Annotated in this window: 19 protein-coding genes; 11 read left to right on the forward strand and 8 right to left on the reverse strand. The window is 68.8% G+C overall.

Annotated elements, in window-relative coordinates; genetic code table 11:
• Positions 1-17 precede the first annotated feature (17 nt).
• On the reverse strand, positions 18-740 hold the full coding sequence (locus ACEN9H_RS12685; RefSeq protein WP_413675030.1) for a hypothetical protein: 723 nt from the start codon (positions 738-740) through the stop codon (positions 18-20).
• Positions 741-818: 78 nt separating this feature from the next.
• Positions 819-1,193, reverse strand: coding sequence for a hypothetical protein (locus ACEN9H_RS12690; RefSeq protein WP_413675031.1), 375 nt, complete (start codon positions 1,191-1,193; stop codon positions 819-821).
• 167 nt (positions 1,194-1,360) lie between these two features.
• Between ACEN9H_RS12690 and ACEN9H_RS12695 the strand changes: the two genes are divergently transcribed.
• Entirely contained in the window at positions 1,361-1,555 is a 195-nt protein-coding gene (locus ACEN9H_RS12695; protein WP_082577503.1) for a DUF3079 domain-containing protein, read from the forward strand.
• A gap of 102 nt (positions 1,556-1,657) precedes the next feature.
• The gene (locus tag ACEN9H_RS12700; RefSeq protein ID WP_413675032.1) at positions 1,658-1,942 is read left to right on the forward strand and encodes a hypothetical protein; all 285 of its coding nucleotides are present in this window, start codon (positions 1,658-1,660) and stop codon (positions 1,940-1,942) included.
• On the opposite strand, the gene ACEN9H_RS12705 is transcribed toward ACEN9H_RS12700, so the two are convergent.
• The 3 genes from ACEN9H_RS12705 to ACEN9H_RS12715 all read right to left on the reverse strand — a co-directional run bounded on the left by ACEN9H_RS12705 (position 1,939) and on the right by ACEN9H_RS12715 (position 3,909).
• The gene (locus ACEN9H_RS12705) at positions 1,939-2,499 is read right to left on the reverse strand and encodes a hypothetical protein (protein ID WP_413675033.1); all 561 of its coding nucleotides are present in this window, start codon (positions 2,497-2,499) and stop codon (positions 1,939-1,941) included. The two genes, ACEN9H_RS12700 and ACEN9H_RS12705, sit on opposite strands and share 4 nt — an antisense overlap.
• Positions 2,500-2,615: 116 nt before the next feature.
• On the reverse strand, positions 2,616-2,966 hold the full coding sequence (locus tag ACEN9H_RS12710; RefSeq protein ID WP_413675034.1) for a TfoX/Sxy family protein: 351 nt from the start codon (positions 2,964-2,966) through the stop codon (positions 2,616-2,618).
• Between the two features lie 64 nt (positions 2,967-3,030).
• Positions 3,031-3,909 (reverse strand): PhzF family phenazine biosynthesis protein, encoded by an 879-nt coding sequence (locus ACEN9H_RS12715; protein ID WP_413675035.1) that lies wholly within the window; start codon positions 3,907-3,909, stop codon positions 3,031-3,033.
• Positions 3,910-4,162: 253 nt separating this feature from the next.
• Here ACEN9H_RS12715 and ACEN9H_RS12720 point away from each other — a divergent pair, with 253 nt between their 5' ends.
• From ACEN9H_RS12720 to ACEN9H_RS12745, 6 genes are all read left to right on the forward strand, one after another.
• Positions 4,163-5,101 carry a GlxA family transcriptional regulator gene (locus ACEN9H_RS12720; RefSeq protein ID WP_413675036.1) on the forward strand — a complete coding sequence of 313 codons (939 nt, stop codon included), beginning with the start codon at positions 4,163-4,165 and terminating at the stop codon, positions 5,099-5,101.
• A gap of 108 nt (positions 5,102-5,209) precedes the next feature.
• Entirely contained in the window at positions 5,210-7,363 is a 2,154-nt protein-coding gene (locus ACEN9H_RS12725) for a molybdopterin cofactor-binding domain-containing protein (protein ID WP_413675037.1), read from the forward strand.
• 13 nt (positions 7,364-7,376) lie between these two features.
• A complete protein-coding gene (locus tag ACEN9H_RS12730) occupies positions 7,377-7,832 on the forward strand; it encodes a (2Fe-2S)-binding protein (protein WP_413675038.1) in 456 nt (151 codons plus the stop codon).
• Positions 7,825-8,349, forward strand: coding sequence for a hypothetical protein (locus tag ACEN9H_RS12735; RefSeq protein ID WP_413675039.1), 525 nt, complete (start codon positions 7,825-7,827; stop codon positions 8,347-8,349). The genes ACEN9H_RS12730 and ACEN9H_RS12735 overlap by 8 nt, the downstream gene beginning before the upstream one ends.
• Before the next feature lie 23 nt (positions 8,350-8,372).
• The gene (locus ACEN9H_RS12740; RefSeq protein ID WP_413675040.1) at positions 8,373-9,092 is read left to right on the forward strand and encodes a hypothetical protein; all 720 of its coding nucleotides are present in this window, start codon (positions 8,373-8,375) and stop codon (positions 9,090-9,092) included.
• A 5-nt stretch (positions 9,093-9,097) separates the two neighbouring features.
• Positions 9,098-9,685, forward strand: a complete 588-nt coding sequence (locus ACEN9H_RS12745) for a LuxR C-terminal-related transcriptional regulator (RefSeq protein WP_413675041.1) — start codon at positions 9,098-9,100, stop codon at positions 9,683-9,685.
• Between the two features lie 65 nt (positions 9,686-9,750).
• Here the strand turns inward: ACEN9H_RS12745 and ACEN9H_RS12750 are convergent, their stop codons facing one another.
• The 3 genes from ACEN9H_RS12750 to ACEN9H_RS12760 form a co-directional block, all read right to left on the reverse strand.
• The gene (locus ACEN9H_RS12750) at positions 9,751-10,137 is read right to left on the reverse strand and encodes a glyoxalase superfamily protein (protein WP_056125505.1); all 387 of its coding nucleotides are present in this window, start codon (positions 10,135-10,137) and stop codon (positions 9,751-9,753) included.
• 18 nt (positions 10,138-10,155) lie between these two features.
• Positions 10,156-10,368 carry a hypothetical protein gene (locus ACEN9H_RS12755; protein WP_413675042.1) on the reverse strand — a complete coding sequence of 71 codons (213 nt, stop codon included), beginning with the start codon at positions 10,366-10,368 and terminating at the stop codon, positions 10,156-10,158.
• 80 nt (positions 10,369-10,448) lie between these two features.
• Positions 10,449-13,391, reverse strand: coding sequence for a TonB-dependent receptor (locus ACEN9H_RS12760; RefSeq protein WP_413675043.1), 2,943 nt, complete (start codon positions 13,389-13,391; stop codon positions 10,449-10,451).
• A 289-nt stretch (positions 13,392-13,680) separates the two neighbouring features.
• Between ACEN9H_RS12760 and ACEN9H_RS12765 the strand changes: the two genes are divergently transcribed.
• The 3 genes from ACEN9H_RS12765 (at position 13,681) to ACEN9H_RS12775 (ending at position 21,312) form a co-directional block, all read left to right on the forward strand.
• Positions 13,681-15,105, forward strand: coding sequence for a glycoside hydrolase family 28 protein (locus ACEN9H_RS12765; protein ID WP_413675044.1), 1,425 nt, complete (start codon positions 13,681-13,683; stop codon positions 15,103-15,105).
• On the forward strand, positions 15,102-18,887 hold the full coding sequence (locus ACEN9H_RS12770; protein ID WP_413675045.1) for a beta-galactosidase: 3,786 nt from the start codon (positions 15,102-15,104) through the stop codon (positions 18,885-18,887). The genes ACEN9H_RS12765 and ACEN9H_RS12770 overlap by 4 nt, the downstream gene beginning before the upstream one ends.
• 139 nt (positions 18,888-19,026) lie before the next feature.
• Positions 19,027-21,312: a putative bifunctional diguanylate cyclase/phosphodiesterase gene (locus ACEN9H_RS12775; RefSeq protein ID WP_413675046.1), complete on the forward strand. Its 2,286-nt coding sequence runs from the start codon at positions 19,027-19,029 to the stop codon at positions 21,310-21,312.
• Positions 21,313-21,323 lie beyond the last annotated feature (11 nt).

Here is a 21,323-nt window from a genome sequence, read left to right on the forward strand (position 1 = left end):
CCGGATCGGTGCATGGGTCAAGCGTCACGTCGCATGCGGCCGCTGTGTCGACGCACGATCATGAAGGCGACCCGGCCAACGACATAAGCCGCAAGTGCCGGCGGCAGGAAGACCAGCAACCCGAGCGGGACTACCAGGAAGGTATGTGCGCCGACGTCGGGCGAACGCAAGACGCCGATGGTGGTCCAGCCGACGACGGCCACGACAATCCCACCGAGGAACGCGGCCAGGTACGCCCGCTGGTGCCAGCCCGCGTACACGCAGACCATCGCGGCCACCAGCCAGGTCAGGCTGCCATGGAAGAGCGGCGCCGACGCGAACGCGGAATATGCCGCGACGCCGTGCATGAAGGCGTTGTTCAGGCCACGCGTGGCGGCATCGTCGCGGATGACACGGCGCTCACGTTTCATGAGCGATAGACACGACTCCAACAAGGCCCACAGGATGCCGGTGATCCCAAGCCGCATGAACAGCCAGTTCGTCTCGATACGTCCCTGGACCTGCTTCTTTCTTTGCTCGAAGTCGATTGTGATGGGACTGAACGGGTAGCCGATCCGCAGGCGGTGCCAACGCTCCTTGAAGTGGACGTCAAAGCTGTCGAGGTTGATGGCGAACACGACGTCCTCTTTCAGCCGCACGAAGGTGCCGGTCCTGTCTTCCAGATCGTCCCTGCCGAGGGCAGTCCAGGAAGGGCGGTAGCTGTCGAACATCGTTTCGTAGGTGGGAATGGCATTCAACATCAGGAGCAGTACCATTCCACGGGAAAGCGGGGTAGAGAAGATTCGCATGTCGACCCTGGCGTCTGCCGGAGCGCAGGATCAATGCCTGCCCTTGATGTCATACACGACGATCTTTCCGGACGCCTCCCGCAGAGTGAGCCGGTTGCCGGTGACCTTGATCAGCGCGTCGCCTTCCGTCGGTGCAAAGCCCGTCTTGAGGCGGTTATTTTCGATTTTCCAGACCAGCAACGGGCCAGTACAGGTGTCCTTGATGCAGCTGGTCGTCACCAGGTTGCCGTTTTTTCCAAAATACAGTTCCAGAGAGCGGTCCTTGTCCTTCGGACTGACTAATTGCAGGCGGGCGCCTTCCAGGTTAACCGAGGACCAGTCCAGTTCTTTCGTTGAATCGGCGGCGAATGCGCTCGGGCCGGATACAAGTAGGGCGAGGAAGATGGCACGGATGACGTTTCGCAATTTGGCTCCAGGGTTGTAAAGATCATGGCCAGCCGAGCATAGCAGCTTCCTGAAACGAAAAAGTCACGAATGGTCACGACCGGCATCGATCGAGCGACCCTGTTTGGTTTCGGAACGAGTTGACCTAGATTAAGGAAAATCACGATCCAAATCACCATACTCGATGCATGGCAAAAAAATTTCCCATCTATCCGATACACCCGGAACGCGTTTGCTGGGGATGCGACAAATATTGCCCTGCAGATTCACTCGCATGCGGAAACGGTTCGGTGCGCACGCAGCACCCGGTCGAATTATTCGGCGACGACTGGCAGGACTGGGGACTCGACTCGAACAAGGACGCCGACACTTCAGCGAGCTGAGGAGCGGGCGGTTCGCAGCGATTTTTTCGGTGGCCTATTGCGTTCGGGCCCAGCACGACCCATGTACGGATTACCGTAACGTGCGTAGCCATGGAGGCCGCCTTGAAACGCATCATCGCACTGTGGCGCACCGTCGCCGGCCAGGACCTGCGCCTGCTGTGGTACGCCGTCCGGCACGAACATCGCCCCGGGTGGCTGGTGCCGGCACTGGCCGGCCTGGCCTTGTTCGCGGCGGAGCCGTTGAATGTCGCGGTGCCCGTGCTCGGCACGATCGACGAGTTCGTGCTGCTGCCGCTCATCCTGCACGGCATCGCGACCATGCTGCCGGCGCACGTCGTCGACGGTTATGCGCGCGTGTACGCTACACGCTCGCGGCGCCGGGCCTAGGAACCGCATGCGGGAAACTTTTCCCGCTGCCGGTTGATGTCCTTGACGAACTCTTCCGCTTTATCCTGCGGATAGGTTTGTACCTGGTCGTTGATCTTGACCTTGTTGAACACTTCCTTGCCCTGGCACGTGACGAGAACGACTTCGCCGCGCCGAACCAGTGCGGAGCGCATGTCGGCCAGCGCCAGCGCCAGGCTGTGGTCGAGAAACTGCCTGACGCCGCTGAGCGCCATCGTCTTCAGCATCTTGCCCAGGAAGCCTTCGTCCTTGTCGTGATCGTCCTGCGGCTCCCCAATCTGCTTCATGCCGTAATCGGTGAGCTGCATGACCACCGTATCGTCCTTCAACATCAATTCGGTCCACCGGCTCGTCGACTGGACATAAGGATTCCCCGACGCGGGCTGCTGGCGCGGACCGAAACGTTCGGGGCCATCGCCTTCATGGGCGTCGATCGAGATGGTCGAGCTCCGACGGGTTTCGCCGGCGGGGCCGGCATGGGCAAGGGTGGTCGCCGCAAGGACGGCCGTGGCGCACAGGATGACGCGGATCGTGTTCATGGTTGTTCCGAAAGCCGGTTGAGGAGTGCGGAGGACGATAGCGCAAGCGGCACGAGGCCGGCCCGCCGTTTGCGACGAACGGCGGTATCCGGGCGCCAGACGGTGCTATCGCGCGATCAGCCCGCTCCCCGTTTTGCCCGCGGTGCGGCCGGCTTCTTCGGCTTCGGCGGCGGCATGATCGCCGCCGTCTCGAGCAGCAGGCGGCGCAGCGCCTCCGGGTCGTCCAGCAATTCGTCCGCGATGGGATAGTCCTTGGCGCCCGGGTAGGGCGGCCCTTGCGGCAGGTCGGGCGCGAGCCGTGCGGCGGCGTCGGACGGCTTGACGAACAGGCTGCCGTCGCAGGCGAAGGCGACCACCTTGTCGTCGACGTACAGGGCGTATTCGCCGAACATCTTCCGGTGCGTCAGCCGCGCCCCCAAGCCCACCACTTCCGCGACGTAGTCGATGAAGCTCCTGTCCGTTGCCATGCGCGTCCTCCGTGCCGTGTTCGAAACCGCCAGCGTAGCCCGACGCGGCGGTTCGATCAAGGCCTCAGGACGCCAGGTGGCCGTCGACGCAGGTGACGGCGTTGCCGCCCACCCGGATCGCATCGTCGGCGATTTCCAGGCGCAGGATCCCGGCCCGGCCCACGGCCGCACCCTGGCTGGACAGGAAGTCCCGGCCGAACGCGTCGGCCTGGCCCGTGTGCCGCAAATACGCGGCGATGGACCCGTTGCCGCTGCCGCAGACCGGGTCTTCGTCCACGCCGTGCGCGGGAGCGAAGGCGCGGACCTCGATGCGCGCGGCGGCGCCGTCGGGATGCGGGCCGAAGACAATCACGCCCGTGTTGCCGGTTGCGGCATCGTGCGCCTTCATGCGGGCCAGGTCGGGCGTCGCGGCCAGCACGGCGCGGGCGTCCGGCAGCTGCGCGACGATCCACCGCGTCCCGGCATCCACGAGGCAGGGCGGGGCGCTGCCGGCCAGCGGCGTGCCGAGGATGCGCGCCACCTCGTCCGCCTGCGCCGCATCCAGCGGCGTGATCGCCGTCGCCGGCAGTTCGAACGCGATCCAGCGCGCGCCGTCGCCTGCGTGCGTCACGTCCAGCCGGACCAGCCCCCGCGCGCATTCCTGCACCAGGACGCCGTCGCGCGGCGCGACCTGGCCGGCTTCCAGCAGCGCGTGCGCGGTCCCGATCGTCGGGTGGCCGGCGAACGGCAGTTCGGCGCCGGGCGTGAAGATGCGCACGCGGTAGTCGGCGCGGCTCTGCGTCGGGCGCAGCACGAACGTCGTTTCGGACAGGTTGGTCCAGTTGGCGATGCGTTGCATCTGCGCGTCCGACAGGTCGTCGGCGTCGAACACGACGGCGAGCGGATTGCCCAGGAACGGGGTGGCGGTGAAGACGTCGACGGTCTTGAACGGGTGGCGTGCCATGCGGGTCTCGCGTTGTTGGGATGAGCCCAGTCTACGCAAGCCGCGGCGGCGTCGACAGGCACAGTCGGACGATTGCGGCCGGCACTGTACCGGTGCCCGGGCCTGCACGGTGTCCAGGTGCCGCCGGGCGTGGAGACAACGAGTCCTGCAATTGGGTCGGCAATGCTTTGCCCGTCGGGCTGCGCGCATGTCCGGCAACGAGGGAAATTCGTCCGAACGCCCGCCGCCGGGTGCGCGATCATCTGCCTGAACCATGAACCGACCGATCGCATTTTTCCTGTTCCCCGGCTTCCAGCTCGTCGACCTCGGCGCCATGACGGTATTCGACCTGGCCAACGACGAGTATGGCGGCACGCCCTACGACCTGCGCATCGTGTCCGCGCACGGCATGCCTGTCCGCAGCGCGGCCGGCGCGACACTCCAGACGCAGGCGTGGCGCGACGCCGACGGCGCGTTCGACACCGTCCTCGTGTTCGGCGCGGCGGACCCGATCGTCCCGGACGCCGACACGGTCGCGCTGCTGCGCCGGGCCGCCACCGGCGCGCGCCGCGTCGGCACCGTCTGCAACGGCACGGCGCTGCTGGCGCCGACCGGGCTGCTGGACGGGCGCCTTGTCGCCGTGCGCGCCATGCACGCGGCGGGCCTGCAGGCACGCCATCCGGCCATCCGCGTGGACCCGGACCGCGTGTGGATCCGCGACGGCAAGATCTGGAGTTCGGCCGGGATGACGGCGTCGATCGACCTCGCGCTCGCGCTCGTGGAGGACGATCTCGGCGCGGACGTCGCGCTCGCCGTGGCGCGCAGGCTCGTGCTGTACCACTGGCGCAGCGGCGCGGACACGCAGTCGTCCAACCTGCTGGACATGCGGCCGAAGTCGGACCGCATCCGCACGGCGCTCGGCTACGCGCGCCGCAATCTGCGGCTGCCGCTGTCGATCGACGAACTGGCCGAGCAGGTCCACATGAGCCGGCGCCACTTCACCCGTATATTCCGCGCGGAGACGGGACAGTCGCCGGCGCGCGCCATCGAGACGATGCGCGCCGAAGTCGCGCGCATGTTGCTGGAGAGCTCCGCGCTGCCGCTGGACACGGTCGCCCGCGAAGCCGGGTTCACGAGCGCGGACCGGATGCGGACGGCGCTCGCGCGCGTGTACCGGCGGACCCCGCAGGACCTGCGCCGGCGCGCGGACTGACCCCTATCCAAAGACAGGGGGGCGATGGCCCGGATCGCCCCGATGATGGCCCACGACAGGGTCCTTGCCTTTCTACAATGATTGGTAACTCGTACACAGGAGAAGACCTTGTCCCATCCCACCCTATCCCGGCGCCGCTTCCTCGCAGCCGGTGCCGCCGCCGGCGGCGGCCTGCTGCTCCAGTTCGCGCTGCCCCTCGCGGGCGCGGCCGCGCTGGCGTCCGGCGCCGGCCTGGCCCCCAACGCCATCGTGCGTATCCGCCCCGACGGCAAGGTGATCCTGACCATGCCCTACGTGGAGATGGGCCAGGGCACGTACACGTCGATTCCGATGCTGATCGCGGAAGAACTCGAGATCGACCTGAAGGACGTCGTGCTCGAACACGCGCCGCCGGACGACGCCAAATTCGCGAACCCGGCCCTCGGCTTCCAGGTGACGGGCGGCTCCACGACGATCCGCGCCGCGTGGGAACCCATGCGCCGCGCCGGCGCCACGGCCCGCGTGCTGCTGGTGCGCGCGGCGGCCGGCCGCTGGGACGTCGATCCGGCGTCGTGCCGCGCCGAGCGGGGCACCGTGCTGCACGTGCCCAGCGGGCGCAGGCTGCGCTACGGCCAGCTGGTCGACGCCGCCGCGAAGCTGCCGCTGCCGACGGATGCGGACGTCGTCCTGAAAACGGCGGACGCGTTCCGCCTGATCGGCACGCCGGCGAAACGCCTCGACACGGCCGGCAAGCTGGATGGGTCGGCGCGCTACGGCATCGACGCCGTCGTCCCCGGCATGAAGGTGGCGGCGCTGGCCATCTCGCCCGTGTTCGGCGGCCGCCTGGCCGGCGCGGACGACGCAGCCGCGCTGCGCATCCGCGGCGTGCGCCAGGTCGTGAAGCTGGACGATTGCGTGGCCGTCGTCGCCGAGAACATGGGGGCCGCCAACAAGGGCATCGCCGCGCTGGCGCCGCGCTGGGACGACGGCCCGAACGCCGGCCTGGCGACGCAGGACATCGTGGCCGACATGGCCAGGGCGGCCCGGGGTGCCGGCGCGAAGGTGCGCTCGGAAGGCGACCCGGAGGCCGCGCTGGGCAAGGCCGCCCGCGTGATCGAGGCGACCTATGAACTGCCGTTCCTCGCGCACGCCGCGATGGAGCCGATGAACTGCACCGTGCACGTGAAGCCGGACAGCTGCGAGATCTGGACCGGCACGCAGGTCATCACCCGTGCGCGCGCCGTCGCGGCCAGGGTCACCGGCCTGCCCGAGGAGCGCGTGACGGTGCATAACCACCTGCTGGGCGGCGGCTTCGGGCGGCGGCTGGAGATCGACGGCGTCGAGCGCGCGGTGCGGATCGCGCGCGAGGTGCCGCACCCGGTCAAGGTCGTGTGGAGCCGCGAACAGGACATCCAGCACGACATGTACCGCCCGTATTTCTACGACCGCGTGCGCGCGGGCCTGGATGCGCAGGGCAAGGTCGTCGCGTGGACGCACCACGTCACGGGATCGTCCGTGCTGGGCCGCTTCATGCCGCCCGCGTTCCAGAACGGTTTCGACCACGAGACGATGGACGGGGCCGAGGCGCCGCCGTATGCCTTCCCCGCGATCGGCGTCTCGTACGTGCGCCACGAACCGCGGAACATCCCGACCGCGTTCTGGCGCGGCGTCGGCCCCACGCACAACGTGTTCGTGGTGGAGAGCTTCATCGACGAACTGGCGGCCGCCGCCGGCGCCGACCCGCTGCGCTACCGCCTCGACCTGCTCGGCAACGACCCGCGCGCCCGCCGCGTGCTGGAACTGGTGGCGCAAAAGGCCGGCTGGCAAGGGCCGCGCGCGGGCGACGCCGGGCGCGGGCTGTCCGTGCAGTTCGCGTTCGGCACCTACATGGCGCTCGTCGTGGACGCGGTGGCCGGCCCGGAGAACGAGATCCGCGTGCCGCGCGTCGTCTGCGCCGTCGATTGCGGCGCCGTGGTGAATCCCGACACCGTGCGCGCGCAGGTCGAAAGCGCCATCGTGTTCGGCATCAGCGGCGCGCTGTACGGCGACATCACCTTCCGCGACGGCCGCGTCGAACAGAGCAATTTTCACGATTACCGCGTCCTGAGGATGCACGAGGCGCCGAAGGTCGAGACGCACATCGTCGCCAGCACCTACGCGCCCGGCGGCATGGGCGAGCCGGGAACGGCCGCGCTGATGCCGGCGCTGGCCAACGCCGTGTACGCACTGTCCGGCCGCCGCATCCGCAAGCTGCCGATCGGCGCAACCCTGCCCACCGCCTGAAGAGAGGAAGAACATGACCACATTGACCATCAACGGCAAACGGCAGGCCGTCACGGCCGAACCGGATACGCCCCTGCTGTGGGTGCTGCGCGACGAACTGCACCTGAACGGCACCAAGTTCGGCTGCGGCATGGCGCTGTGCGGCGCCTGCACCGTGCACCTGGACGGCCAGCCCGTGCGCGCCTGCGTGACCCCGATCTCGGCTGCGGCCGGGCACAGGATCACGACCATCGAAGCGATCGGCGCCACACCAGTCGGCCAGCGCGTGCAGAAGGCCTGGGCCGCGCTGGACGTGCCGCAGTGCGGTTACTGCCAGTCCGGCCAGATCATGGCCGCCGCCGCGCTGCTGAAAGCGATCCCGAAGCCGACCGACACGGACATCGACCAGGCCATGTCGGGCAATATCTGCCGCTGCGGCACGTACCAGCGCATCCGGCTCGCGATCCACCAGGCGGCAGGCGATGCGTAAGCTGTTGGCGCTGTTGCTCGTGCCCCTGTTCGCGCAGGCTGGCGACGCCGCCCTGTTCGACCCCGTGGCGAGCGTCGTGATGGGCCCCCGTTGCATCAACTGCCACCTGGCCGATGCGCCCCGCCAGAAAGACCGGGGCGTCATCCACGCGCAGCAGGTGGTACGCGGGGCGGATGGCCACGGCTCGGCCGCGCTGCGCTGCCAGGCCTGCCACCAGGCGGCGAATTCCGCGGACGGGCGCGTGCCCGGCGTGAAGGACTGGCACCTGGCGCCGCGCAGCATGACGTGGCAGGGACTGGACAAGAAGGCGGTCTGCCTGCAGATGCGCGATCCGGCCCGCAACGGCAACCGCAAGACGCCGCGCGAGGTGGTGGAACACATGCGGTCCGACCCGCTCGTGCTGTGGGCGTGGCAGCCCGGCGGCGGCCGCACCACGCCCGCGCTGTCGCACGACGATTTCGTGAAAGCCCTCGTCGCCTGGGCGGACGCGGGGCTGCCGTGTCCGGACGCGCCCTGAACCAACCCAACAAGGAAACAACAATGAACACGCTGATCGAACAGATTCTCGAAGCCCACGGCGGCCTGGCCCGCTGGCAATCTCACGGCCGCCTGTCGGCCCACCTGAGCCAGGGAGGCATCCTGTGGCCGCTGAAAGGACATGGCGGCAAGCTGGACGAAGTCGACGTCCAGATCGACCTCAAGCAACAGCGGACATCGCATGCGCCGTTCGGCGCCGCGGACCGCCGCACGGCCGTGACGCCGCGGCGGGCCGTCATCGAGACGGTGGACGGCCAGGTCGTCGAGCTGCTCGACGATCCGCGCGCCTCGTTCGCCGGCTTCGGCCTCGAGACGCCACGGTCGGACCTGCAACTGGCCTATTTCGTCGGCTATGCGATGTGGAACTACCTCACCTTGCCGTTCGCGTTCGCGGAACCCGGCTTCGGCTTCGAAGAACTGCCGGCGTGGGAAGAAAACGGCGAGCGCTGGCACCGCCTGCGCGTCACCTACCCGGACACGATCGCCACGCACAGCCGCGTGCAGACGTTCTACGTCGGCGCCGACTACAGGCTGCGCCGCCACGACTACGACGTCGACATCAACGGCGGCACCCCGGCCGTGCACTATTTTTCGGACTACACGACGGTCGACGGCATTGCGCTGCCGACCCGGCACCTGATCCACGTGCGCAACCCGGACGGCGGCCATGCGACGGATCCGCTGGTCGTGTCCATCGCCGTCAGCGACGTGCGTTTCGGCTGACGCGCATGCAGAATGGCAGCAAGATCCACGTGATGCACGCGCGGCCGCTGATGACGGCCGGCCTCGCGGCGTCGCTGCACGACCCCGACTGGCGGGTGACGACGCATGACGCCGAACCCGGCGCGGCGGCCGGCGCGGACCTCGTCATCGCCGACTACGACACAGGCCTCGCCCTCGCGCGCGGCCGCCAGGTCCTCATCGTCACGCACCGCGACAAGGAGGCGGACGTGCTGCGCGCCTGCGCGGCCGCCGTGGCGGGCTACCTGCTCGAAGACGCCGATCCGGCGGACCTGCGGTACGCCGTGCGGCGCATCCTGACCGGCGACCGGCATTACAGCCCGGGCGTGACCAAGCACCTGGAGACCGGCGGGTGCCGCGAGCACCTGACGAACCGCGAGACCGACGTGTTGCGCCTGTTGGCCGGCGGCCGCTGCGACAAGCAGATCGCGCGCGACCTGGGCATCGGCGTCGGCACCGTGCGTTGGCATTTGCGCAACCTGATGGGCAAGCTGGGCGTGTCGGCGCGGCTGCAGGCCGTCGTCGTCGCCGCGCAGCGGGGCATCGTCGGCATCGACGGGGTGGTGCCGGGGTGACTGTAAAGGGACGTCAGGAAGGCGAGGTGCCGGCTGCCGTCGACGGCCAGGCGTGACGCGCAGCGTTACGACGCGTCGGCTTCCGCAACCGGCTCCTCGAACGACAGCCGGTTGTGCGACGGATCGCGGATCGTCATCTCGCGGGTCCCCCACGGCATCGTCTGGATGTGCGGGCGCGAATACTTGAACGATTTCGCGAGCAGCGTGGCCTGGTAGCCGTCGAGGTCGCGCACGGCGATGCGGATCGACGCGCCGGGGCTGCCGTCGCCGTAGTGCTCGGACAGGTGCAGCACGCAGTCGCCCAGCGACACCTGCATGTAGACGGGGAAGTCGCCGCCTTCGAAGCGGTGTTCCCAGTCGAGTTTGAAGCCGAGGAAGTCGATATAGAATTCGCGCGCCTTCGCTTCGTCGAAGATGCGCAGGATGGGGGTGACGCGGGACAGGGTGTACATGGGGCCTCCTTGCACGATTCAGGCGCTGCCGTCCTGGCGGGCATCCGCGAGACGCTTGCGGTGCGCCGCGCCGAGGGTCAGGTGGAGCATGACGGCCACGCCGGCGAAGCCGACGCCCGCGAGCCAGTCGGCGGTCGCGCCCGAGCGCACCGCGTCCACGATGCGCGCGGCGGCGAGGAAGAGCATGCAGGCCGGTGACAGGAAGCGTGCGTAACGTGCGAAAAAGGACATGGCGCGGCGGACTGGCAGTGAAACGGAAAGCATACCAGATCGCCGCGCCCCGAGGATCGCACTTTCTCACACGCGCATCGTCAGTACTTGTAGTTCAGTCCCAGCACGAACGAACGGCCCGAGTGCACGTACAGCAGCGTGTCGTTGCGCTGCGTGTCGCGGCCGTAGCGCAGCGGCGTGTCGTTCAGGTTCTGGCCTTCCAGCGACACGCGCAGTTGCGGCGTGATGTTGTACGAGAGGCTCATGTCGATGTTGGTGGAGCCGTCGACCATCGTGTAGTCGTGGCCCGCCACGTCGCCCAGCACGGCATAGATATAGCTGGAGCGGTGCGCGGCCGACACGCGCGCGCTGAACTTCGCATCCTCGTAGTACAGGGTGAGGTTGTGGGTGCGCGGCGACAGGCCCGTGAAGTCCGCGACCTGCGTCAGCTGCTCGTTCGCCGGCGTGGCCGGGTTGTCGACGCGGGTGATGTACGTGATGCGCGACTTCACGCGCGTCGCGTTGGCGAGCAGGCCGAAATTGCTCCAGAAGCCGGGCAGGAAGCTGAACGGCGCCTGCAGGTTGAATTCCCAGCCTTTCAGCGGGCCACCGGCCGTGTTGACCTTGCGGCTCACGTTGACTTCCGTCGTGGGCAAGGTCTGGCAGATCGGGGCGCCCGTCAGCGAGCAGCCGTTCAGGATCAGGAGTTCGTTCGGCAGCCCGAGCGTGTTGTACGGCACGCGCTCGTTGACGCTCTGGATGAAGCTCTTGATGTCCTTGCGGAAGTGCCCGAGCGAGACCATCGCGTTCTTCGCGTAATACCACTCGGCCTGCAGGTCGTAGGTGTTGGCGCGGATCGGGTCCAGGTTCGGGTTGCCGATCGAGACCGACTGCGAGATCGGCGACACGGTCGCATTCGGCGCGAGGTCCGTGTACTCGGGCCGCGACAGCGTCTTGCCGGCCGAGAAGCGCAGGAACACGTCCTTCGGCAGCTGCGCCGTCAGGTTGAAGGCGGGCAGCCAGTCGCGGTATTTCTTCGTGCCCGTATTCGGCTGCAGCTGGCCCTGCACGTTGATCATCGCCATCGAGGTGGCCGTCGTCTCGGCGCCGCGCACGCCCGCGTTGCCGCGCCACGTCACGCCGAACAGGTCGTAATTGAAGTCGACCATGCCGTACAGCGCATTGATCTTCTCTTCCACGCGGCGGTTGGTCTGCGCGAGGTAGTTGTATTGCGATCCCGGCACGGCGTCGCAGTGGCATTCCGTGTTGACGACGCCGAGGAACTTCTGCAGGTCGACGGCCGCCCACGACCCCGGCACGCCGGTGCCGCCCAGGCCGGAACCGAAGCCGCTGATCTGGCGCGAGATGTCGGCCATCGACACGCCGGCCGGCAGCGCGACCGCATTCGCGCTGTTGCCGACCTCGTAGTTGGTCCAGATGTTCTTGCGGGCCGAGATGCCGAAGTGGCTCGTCAGGTGGTCGTTGATCTCCCAGTGCACGTTGGCGGCCTGGGTCTGCAGCTTGTTCGTCGTGTCCAGGTAGCGGCCGACGAACATGCCGCGCACGTTGCCGGCGGCATCCTGCGGGGCGAACTGGAAGTTGGCCGGATTGCTCACGTCGATGCCGAAGTTGAGCGTCGGGACGTTGCGGTTGTCGCGGAAGTCCCACGAGAAGCCGTTCACGTTCGGCGCGTCGAACTGCACGGTGGCGCGCATCGGCTCGTTCAGGTTCGAGTTCGAGTTACCGGCCATGAAGTCGGCCTTCACCGTGTCGCTGAACCTGTGGCTGCCGGACAGCACGTGCTGGCGGAACTTGGTCGTGTACACGTCCAGCAGGCCTTCGGTGCGCACGTCCACGCCGTTGAACTTGCCGTAGTCCCAGCTGCCGCTCTGGTCGAAGTGCGTGTCCAGGATCGACGTCTGCGGCTTGCCGTTCGAACCCAGATTGCGGCCGAACGAGATCGCCTCGATGTAGTTGTCGTAGCGTTTATTGGCGAACTTGCCGTACATGAGGTCCAGATTCAGTTCGCTGTCCGCATTGCGCCACTGGTAGGAGTTGGTGATGCCGGTGCGCTCGTAGTCGGTCTGCGAGCGGCGGTAGCGCGGGATGCGCGGCGCGAACGCGCCCGAGCCGGCGGCCGGATTCGCGACCGTGCCGCCGTAATTGTCCTTGCGGCCCATGACGCTGTTGTACGCGGCCGGATCGGTCGTGCGCGGCATGCCGGTGCCGCAGGTGGTGGCCGTGATCCCCTTGACCGCATCGTTGCCCGGGACCTGCGGCGAGACGCCGACGGGCGAGCAGAAGCCGCCGTCGTTGCTGGCGCTGAGCAGTTCCACCGCCTCGTAGCCTTCTTCCGTCGCGCGCCGTTTCGAGTACGCGGCCGAGAGCAGGGCGCCGACCTTGCCGTAGCCCGTGTCCCAGCGGTCCGACAGCAGCGCCGTCACGCGCGGCTGCGTCTTCCCGCTCAGGGAGTTGTGGCTTTCCTGGCCGCCGATGCTGAATGTGCGGCCCTTGAAATCGAACGGCCGCGCCGTGCGCAGGTCGACGGTGGCGCCCAGCGACCCTTCCTCGATGTCCGCTTCCGACGTCTTGCGCACTTCCAGGCTGTTGAACAGCTCCGAGGCGAACACGGAGAAGTCGAAGCCGCGGCCGCGGTTCGTGCTGCCGTTGATGTCCGAGGCGCCCGTCGCCGCCACGCCCTCGATGCCGTTGATGCGCACGCGCGTAAAGCCCGCGTTCAGGCCGCGCACGGTGATCTGCTTGCCTTCGCCGCCGTCGCCGCGCGCCAGTGCCACGCCGGGCACGCGCTGCAGCGATTCCGCGAGGTTCGCGTCGGGGAACTTGGCGATGTCCTCGGCCTTGATCACGTCGACGATGCCGTCGCTGTTCTTCTTCGTGTTCAGCGCGCTGTTCAGGCTCGCGCGAAAGCCCGTCACGACCACGACGCTGTCGGGAGATTTGCCGTCGGCGGCGGTCGTGGCGACAGGCGCCGCATCGGCCGCGGCGGCCGTCTCCTGGCCTTGTGCATGCAGCGAAGCGAGCATCGCCAGGACGCCGATACTGATGCGGCTGCGGGGTGAAAGAGGATGAATGTTCCGAGGGGTTGCGGTGAAACGCATCGTTGTAGTCTCCATGTCGTTATCGATGACTCATGCGGTCATATTGACGGGGGCATGGTAGCGCCAAGCATGCGCGAACGAACCGTCACTCCGGTCCGATCGCGGTAATAATCACGTTGTTGAGCGCTTGCATGGCGAATCGACAACGGTGCCCGCGCAGGCGGCACAATATGCGCTCACCGCGTGCGCGGTGCACAATCAAAGGAGACGTTCAGTGCCCAGTTCCCTCTCACGGCGCGCGCTGCTGCGCGCCGGCGTTGCCATGCCCGTGCTGGCCGGCTGCCAGGCCTTCCTGCCGAGATCCGCTGGCACGCTGCCGCGGTCCGACGTCCGGGTGGACGCGCCGTTCGCGATGCCCGCCATCGCCGTGCCCGATTTCTCGGGCGCGCCCCGCTTCGACATCGTGACGTACGGCGCCGCGCACGACGACCAGGCAGCGACCGGCACCGCGCTCGCGCGCGCCATCGCGGCGGCGCATGCGGCCGGCGGCGGTGTCGTCGTGGTGCCGGCGGGGACGTGGCCGACGGGCCCCATCCACCTGAAGAGCCACGTCGCGCTGCACGTGGAAGACGGCGCGACACTCCTCTTCTCGCCCGACCCGCGCGACTACCTGCCGGCCGTGTCCACGAGCTGGGAGGGGCTCGAATGCATGAACTATTCGCCGCTCGTGTATGCCTACGATTGCGAGAACGTGGCCATCACGGGCCGCGGCACCTTGCGCGCGCGGCTGGACGTGTGGAAGCAATGGTATGCGCGGCCGCAGGCGCACATGGATGCGCTGGTCGCGTTGTACAACATGGCCTGCCGCGACGGCGTGCCGGTGGAGCGGCGCGACATGACGGCGGGCCAGGCCAACCTGCGTCCGCACTTCATCCAGTTCAACCGCTGCCGCCACGTGCTCGTGGAAGACATCCACATCGTCGACAGCCCGTTCTGGGTGCTGCATCCCTACCTGTGCCGCGACGTCGTGATCCGCCGGGTCGACATCGCCGCGCACGGCCACAACAACGACGGCGTCGATCCGGAGATGAGCCGGAACGTGCTGATCGACCGTTGCACGTTCGACCAGGGCGACGATGCCGTGTCCGTGAAGTCGGGGCGCGACCGCGACGCGTGGCGCCTCAACGCCCCGTCGCGCAACATCGTCATGCGCCGCTGCCGCATCAAGAACGGTCACCAGCTGATGGCGATCGGCAGCGAGCTGTCGGGCGGGGTGGAGAACGTGTTCGTCGACGACTGCCATGTCGACCACGCGGATTCCTCTGCGCCCAGCACCATCAACAACCTGCTGTACGTGAAGACGAACGAACGGCGCGGCGGCTTTGTCCGCAACATCCACATGACGAACGTGAGCGCCACCCGCATCAAGGGCGGCGTGCTCGCGGTCGAGACGGACGTGCTGTACCAGTGGAAGACGCTGGTGCCCACGCTCGAGCGCCGCCTCACGCCGATCGAAGGCCTGTTCGTGGCCGGCATCCGCGTCGAGGATGCGGGCTTCGTCTGCCTCGTGAAGGGCGAGGCGGAACTGCCGGTGCGCGACGTGCGCCTGCGCGACGTGGCCGTGCGCACGGTGCGCGGGACGCCGGTCGTGACCGAGCACGTGCAAGGCTTCGACAACCGCGCGGACGTGCGGGCATGAGCGGCCGCCGTCTGTACGCGGTGCTCGCCGCCGCCGTCCTCGCCTGCGCGCCCGCGGTCGCGCAGGAGCTGGGCATTCCGCAGGCGTCGGATACGGCGGCCCGCACCGGGGACCGGGCAAACCGGGCCGACACGACATGGCTCATGGCCGCCGTGGCGCCTGGCCTGCCGGACCGCCTGAGCATCTTTCGTTCGGACGACGGCACGACCTTCGTCACGCAGGCGTCGGAAGCGTATGCGCCGCCGCGCGGCATGTTGCGCGAGCCGGCGCTCGTGCGTCACGACGGCCAGTACCGGGTGGCGTACGTGGCGGGGGCCGGCAACGAGATCGGCCTCGCGCGCTCGCGCGACCTGAAACACTGGACGTTCGAACGCACCATGCCGATGCCCGGCCCCGCGCGCGCGCCGCGCTGGGTGCGCGCGCGCGACGGCAGCTTGAAACTCGTCGTCGCGCTGCCGCGCGGGCCCGCGCTGCTGGCGCCGGAGGCCGCGCCGGCGCCGCTTGCGTTGACGGGCCTGCAGGACAAGACCGAGCAGGCGGCCGTCGGCGCGGCTGGCGACGGTTCCGGGGCGCGGGCGCGCCGGCGCGCGGACGGGGCCCTGGAACTGGCGCGGGCCCGCGACCTGGCGGGACCGTGGACCGTCGAACGGACGCTCGATGCGCTTGGCCGGGCGGCACCCGGCGTCGGTCTCGCGCGCCGGCAGGACGGCAGCTGGCGCGCGGTGTTCGCCGACGCGGCGGGCCATGCGTGGCAGGCCGACAGCGCCGATGGGATGAAGACGTGGTCGGCGAAACGTCCGCTGGCGGGCGTGGCGGCCGGCATGGCCGCGCCGGACGTGCTGGCCGACCGGGCGCAGGATGTCGCCGCCGCCGTCCGTCCGCGCGGCAAGCCGCGGCAGGTCGGCTGGGACCCGTACTCGCTGACGGTCGGCGGCAAGCGGATCGTCGTGTGGTCCGGCGAGATCCACCCGTTCCGGCTGCCGGATCCCGCGCAGTGGCGCGACGTGATCCAGAAGATGAAGGCGGTGGGATTCAACGGCGTGTCGTTCTACTTCGACTGGGGCTATCACTCGCCGGCGCCGGGCGTCTACGATTTTTCCGGCGTGCGCAACGTCGAGCGGGCGCTCGAGATCGCGGAAGAAGAGGGCATGTACGTGATCGCGCGCATGGGGCCGTACGTCAATGCGGAGTTGTCCGGCGGCGGTTTCCCCGGCTGGATGTTCCGCAACCGGGCGGAGGCGCGTACGGACGATCCGGCCTACCTGGCGGCCGTCGACGAATGGATGACGCAGATCGACGCCATCATCGCGCGCCACCAGGCGACGACGGGCGGCGGCACGGTGATCGCCTACCAGCTCGAGAATGAACTGGGCAAGGTGGAGCCGAAGCACGTACGCCAGATGGCGCACCTCGCCGCGAAGGCGCGCGCGGACGGCATCACGGTGCCGTTGTTCCACAACGCGGCGGGCCGGCTCCCGGACTGGACGCCGGCGGCATCGTCCGCGCCGTGGGCGAATCCGGGACCGGTGGACCTGTACGCGTTCGACGGCTATCCGGGCGGCGCCTGCGATGTCCACGCGAATCCGGCCGGCCCGAACAGGGCGCCGGACTGGGGCATCTACGCGACGCCGGGACCGAAGGCGGGCGCGCTCAGCTCCCCCGGCACGCCCGGCTTCGTGGCGGAGATCGGGGCGGGCTGGTTCGACTACTGGGGTTCCAACGGCACGTACGCGTGCACGGCCGAACGCCAGGGCAAGGGCTACCAGCGCGTGTTCTACGGGACGAACCTGATGAACCGCATCACGCTCCACAACATCTACATGGCGTTCGGCGGCACGTCGTGGGGCTGGCTGCCGGGGCCCATCGTGTACACGTCGTACGATTACGGCGCCCCGATCGCGGAAGACCGCGGCCTGCGGCCGAAGGCGCTGGCGCTGAAGCAGCAGGGCATGTTCGTGCAGGCGGCCGCGCCGGTGCTCGCGCACATGGACAAGGGACCGGAGATCCGCACGACGAATCCGCGCGTGCGGCTCTACCACAACGTCAACACGGAACTCGGCACGCACGTGCTGTTTGCCGTGCACGGTCCGTCCGACCTGCTGACGGACGATGCGTTCTCGTTCGACGTCGCCACGCGCGACGGCACGTACACGATCGCCGCGCGCCTGAACGGCCAGGACGCGAAGATGCTGCTGGCCGATTACGCGCTGGAGCGCCAGCACCTCGTGTATGCCACGTCCGAACTGCAGGCGCAGTTGCGCGACGGGGCGCGCGACGTCGTGCTGCTGCACGGCCGCGATGGCGAGAATGGCGAGACCGTGCTCCGTTATGCATCCGCACCGAAGGTCGAAGTATTGGCGGGCGACGTGCGCACGGCGTTCGACGCCGCGCGCGGCGACCTGAAGCTCGCGTATGCGCACACCGGCCTGGCGCGGGTACGCATCACGGGCGGCGGACGCGCGCCGCTGTTGCTGCTGATCGCGGACGAGGGCACGTCGCAGCGTTTCTGGATGCAGGAGACGCCGGCCGGCAGCGTCCTCGAACTGACGCCTGCGCTCGTGCGCACCGCGCGCATCGAGGGCGGCCGGCTGCACCTGACGGGCGATACGGCGGCCGCCAGTCCGCTCGAGATCTGGGGGGCGGACATCGCCCACGTCTCGTTCAACGGCGCCGCCCTCGCGACGGCACGCCAGCCGGACGGCAGCCTGCGCAGCATGGAGCCGCTCGCCGGCCCGGCGCCCGTTTCCGTCCCGGACCTCCGCACCGCGGCCTGGACCCGGCGCATGGACAGTCCGGAGGCGCAGCCCGGCTTCGACGATGGCGCCTGGGTGCAGGCCGACCACCGGCCGTCGGCCGCGCAGACGTGGACGTTGCCGGAGCGCGGCCAGCCCACGCTCGCGATGAGCGACTACGGTTTCCATCATGGCGACGTGTGGTACCGCGGCCGCTTCGACACGAGCGACAGCGCCGCGAACCGGCTGGAACTCTTCTATGGCGGCGGTGGCGCGGGCATGCTGCAGGCGTGGGTCGACGGCCGCTTCCTGGGCCAGCACGAGCTGGACACGGGCCGCTCGTTCCCGGAGACGACCGACACCGTGCGCTTCGACCTCGGCAAGCTCGCGCCGGGGCCGCACGTCGTCGCGGTCATGGTCCGCAACGATTCGCACAACTGGGACCTGATGGCGGACGATGCCCACCGCGAGGCGCGCGGCCTGATCGCGGCGTCGCTGACGTCCAGGGGCGGTCGCCGGTTCGCCGTGCCGATCCGCTGGCGCATCCAGGGCAACCAGGGCGGCGAGGACATCGCCGACCGCGTGCGCGGTCCTTACAACGACGGTGGCCTGTACGGCGAACGGGCCGGCTGGCACCTGCCGGGCGTGCCGGGGCAGGGATGGACGCCCGCGCGGCCGGGCGACGCGCCGCCGGCCCCGGGCACGTACTGGCTGCGCACGCAGGTGAAGCTGGACCTGCCGCGCGGGCACGACGTCCAGCTGGGCCTCGCGTTCGGCGACACCACGCGCCCGCGCTCCGGACGCGAGAACCGCGCGCTCGTCTTCGTCAACGGCTGGAATGTCGGGCAATTCATCGCGCACGTCGGGCCGCAACGGGTGTTCGTGATCCCGCCGGGTATCCTCGACCCGCAGGGCGACAATACGATCGCGCTCGCCGTCACGACGGACGGCGATCCCGCCAATGCGCTGGAACCGGTGCGGCTCGAGGTGTTGCGTGCCGTCCACGGCGGGGTGTCCGGCGACGCGGTAAAGGGTCAGGCCGGGCCGTAGTTGCTGAACTGTCAGTCACAAGTCAGCAACACCTGATAGTCTCCCGCGTGACAGTTAGCGGTCCGGGCCTTACAATGTTGCCTTACAAGAACATTGACCAGGCCGGACCTTTCCGGCTGCGCCGCGAGGATACCATTTGATGCTAGGGTTTGACGATATCGCACAATGGCGCGCGCGGATCTTCTCGCGCCTGTTGTCGATAGTGCTCGTCCTGGGCACCATCGCGGCCATCCCCAGCGCGTTCGTCGTGCTGCGCCAGGGCGTATGGACCGTGGCCGCGATGGACGGCGCCGCGCTGGGCTGGCTGTTCGTCCTGTGGCGCCTGAAGCGCCTGCCGTACACCTTCCGCGTGCTGAACTTCCTCGCCATCATCTACATGGTGGCCATCTGCCTGATGCTGAAGGTGGGACCGGTCAGCCAGAACTACCTGATGGCGCCGCCCGTGATGGCGGCGATCCTGCTCGGTACCGCACCCGCGCTGGCGGCACTCGCGGCCAGCGCCGTCATCCTCGTCATCGGTATCGGGCATTTCCAGGCCTCGGTCGTCGACATGGGGCATGACCCATTGGTCGTGTCGCTCCTCGTTGCGCTGAACTTCACGTGCGTGGGCGCGCTGCTGACGCTCACGTGCAGCACCTTGCTCAAGGGGTTATCGCGTTCGCTGGACGAGGTGCGCGGCTTCGCCAAATCGCTGGAGAGCGGGAAGGATGCGCTGCAGGCGGTGAACGCCGAACTGCGCCTGACGTCGGCCGCGCTGGCGCGCCTGAACGACATGGTGCTGATCGCGCGCGCCGTCGACACGCCGGACCGCGACCAGCCCATCATCTTCAGCAACGAAGCGTTCCAGCGCCGCACCGGCTACAGCGACGCCGACATCGTCGGCCGCAGCATGCGCGTGCTGCATGGGCCGGGCACGGATCCGGCCGTCGTCGAACGCATCGTGGAGTCCATGCGCACCGGCCAGCCCGCGACGGCGGAACTGGTCAACTACACCAAGTCCGGCGACCCCTATTGGGTCGAGATGGAACTCATGCCGTTCACGGACGACGCGGGCCGGATCAGCCACTGGGTCGTTGTCGGCCGCGACATCACGGAGCGTCGCCATTCGGCCGACGCGATCCATCGCCTCGCGTACTACGACGTCCTCACGGGCCTGCCCAACCGGCGCCTGATGACGGAGCGGCTGGACGCCATGGTGGCATCGGCCAACGCGGGCCGCGGGCTCGGCGCCGTGCTGTACATCGACCTGGACAACTTCAAGCACGTGAACGACGCGCGCGGCCATGCGACGGGCGACGCGCTGCTCAAGCACACGGCGAAGAGCCTGGGCCAGGTCGTGCGCAAGGGCGACACGGTGGCGCGCCTGGGTGGCGACGAATTCGTCGTGCTGCTCGACGGCCTCGGCACCGATCCCGCCGCCGCCACGGCCGCGGCGCTGTCGGTGTCGGACAAGATCCGCGTCGCGCTGGCCGACGACGTCGTCATCGACGACCAGAATTACCATTCGACGGCCAGCATCGGCGTCGCGCTGCCCACGCGTCCCGGCCAGTCCGTCGCCGACCTGCTGCGCGATGCGGACCTCGCCATGTACCACGCCAAGGCGGCCGGCCGCAACGGCGTGGCCGTGTTCGAGACGCCGATGCTGGCCGCGGCCGAACGCCAGCTGACGCTGGGCCGCGACCTCTCCGCGGCGCTCGACAACGGCGAACTGTCCATGCACCTGCAGCTGCAGGTCGACCATGCGGGCCAGCCGGTGGGCGCCGAGATGCTGATGCGCTGGCGCCGCGCCGACGGCAAGTTCGTCCCGCCCGACGTGTTCATCCCCGTGGCGGAAACGACCGGAATGATCGTCCCCCTCGGCCTGTGGGTGCTGCGCCAGGCCTGCGAGGCGCGCCTGGCGCTGGAGGCGGCCGGGCATCCGCTGCAGTTGTCGATCAACGTCAGCCCGCGCCAGTTCCGCCAGCCCGAATTCGTCGCCCAGGTGCGCGCCGCGTTCGAGGACTCGGGCGTGACGCCGCACGCGTTCGTGTTCGAGGTGACGGAAGGGCTGCTCGTCGAAGACTTCGACGTCATCACGGCCAAGATGCGCGAACTGGCCGCGCTGGGCATCCGCTTCTCGATCGACGATTTCGGCACCGGCTATTCGAGCCTTGGCTACCTGAAGAAGATGCCGCTGTACGAACTGAAGATCGACAAGAGCTTCATGCGCGACACGCCGCACGACGCCAACGGCACGGCGATCGTGCAGACCATCCTCGCGATGGCCGACCACCTGGGCCTGCGCGTCGTCGCGGAAGGCATCGAGACGGAGGCGCAGGCGCGCTTCCTCGGCGAGAACGGGCGCCCGTGCATGCAGGGCTACTTGTATTGCCGGCCGTTGCCGCTGCCCGACCTGGTCGCGCGCCTGGAGTGCGGCTTCGCGTGACGCCGGCCCAC

Source organism: Massilia cellulosiltytica, from assembly GCF_047325105.1.
GTDB lineage: Bacteria > Pseudomonadota > Gammaproteobacteria > Burkholderiales > Burkholderiaceae_D > Telluria > Telluria orientalis.

Coding starts and splice junctions, on each gene's coding strand:
- ACEN9H_RS12750 (WP_056125505.1), bottom strand. CDS start 10,137: ATGTACACCCTGTCCCGCGTCACCCCCATCCTGCGCATCTTCGACGAA.
- ACEN9H_RS12775 (WP_413675046.1), top strand. CDS start 19,027: ATGCTAGGGTTTGACGATATCGCACAATGGCGCGCGCGGATCTTCTCG.
- ACEN9H_RS12720 (WP_413675036.1), top strand. CDS start 4,163: ATGAACCGACCGATCGCATTTTTCCTGTTCCCCGGCTTCCAGCTCGTC.
- ACEN9H_RS12685 (WP_413675030.1), bottom strand. CDS start 740: ATGTTGAATGCCATTCCCACCTACGAAACGATGTTCGACAGCTACCGC.
- ACEN9H_RS12715 (WP_413675035.1), bottom strand. CDS start 3,909: ATGGCACGCCACCCGTTCAAGACCGTCGACGTCTTCACCGCCACCCCG.
- ACEN9H_RS12710 (WP_413675034.1), bottom strand. CDS start 2,966: ATGGCAACGGACAGGAGCTTCATCGACTACGTCGCGGAAGTGGTGGGC.
- ACEN9H_RS12695 (WP_082577503.1), top strand. CDS start 1,361: ATGGCAAAAAAATTTCCCATCTATCCGATACACCCGGAACGCGTTTGC.
- ACEN9H_RS12735 (WP_413675039.1), top strand. CDS start 7,825: ATGCGTAAGCTGTTGGCGCTGTTGCTCGTGCCCCTGTTCGCGCAGGCT.
- ACEN9H_RS12730 (WP_413675038.1), top strand. CDS start 7,377: ATGACCACATTGACCATCAACGGCAAACGGCAGGCCGTCACGGCCGAA.
- ACEN9H_RS12740 (WP_413675040.1), top strand. CDS start 8,373: ATGAACACGCTGATCGAACAGATTCTCGAAGCCCACGGCGGCCTGGCC.
- ACEN9H_RS12755 (WP_413675042.1), bottom strand. CDS start 10,368: ATGTCCTTTTTCGCACGTTACGCACGCTTCCTGTCACCGGCCTGCATG.
- ACEN9H_RS12770 (WP_413675045.1), top strand. CDS start 15,102: ATGAGCGGCCGCCGTCTGTACGCGGTGCTCGCCGCCGCCGTCCTCGCC.
- ACEN9H_RS12745 (WP_413675041.1), top strand. CDS start 9,098: ATGCAGAATGGCAGCAAGATCCACGTGATGCACGCGCGGCCGCTGATG.
- ACEN9H_RS12705 (WP_413675033.1), bottom strand. CDS start 2,499: ATGAACACGATCCGCGTCATCCTGTGCGCCACGGCCGTCCTTGCGGCG.
- ACEN9H_RS12760 (WP_413675043.1), bottom strand. CDS start 13,391: ATGCTCGCTTCGCTGCATGCACAAGGCCAGGAGACGGCCGCCGCGGCC.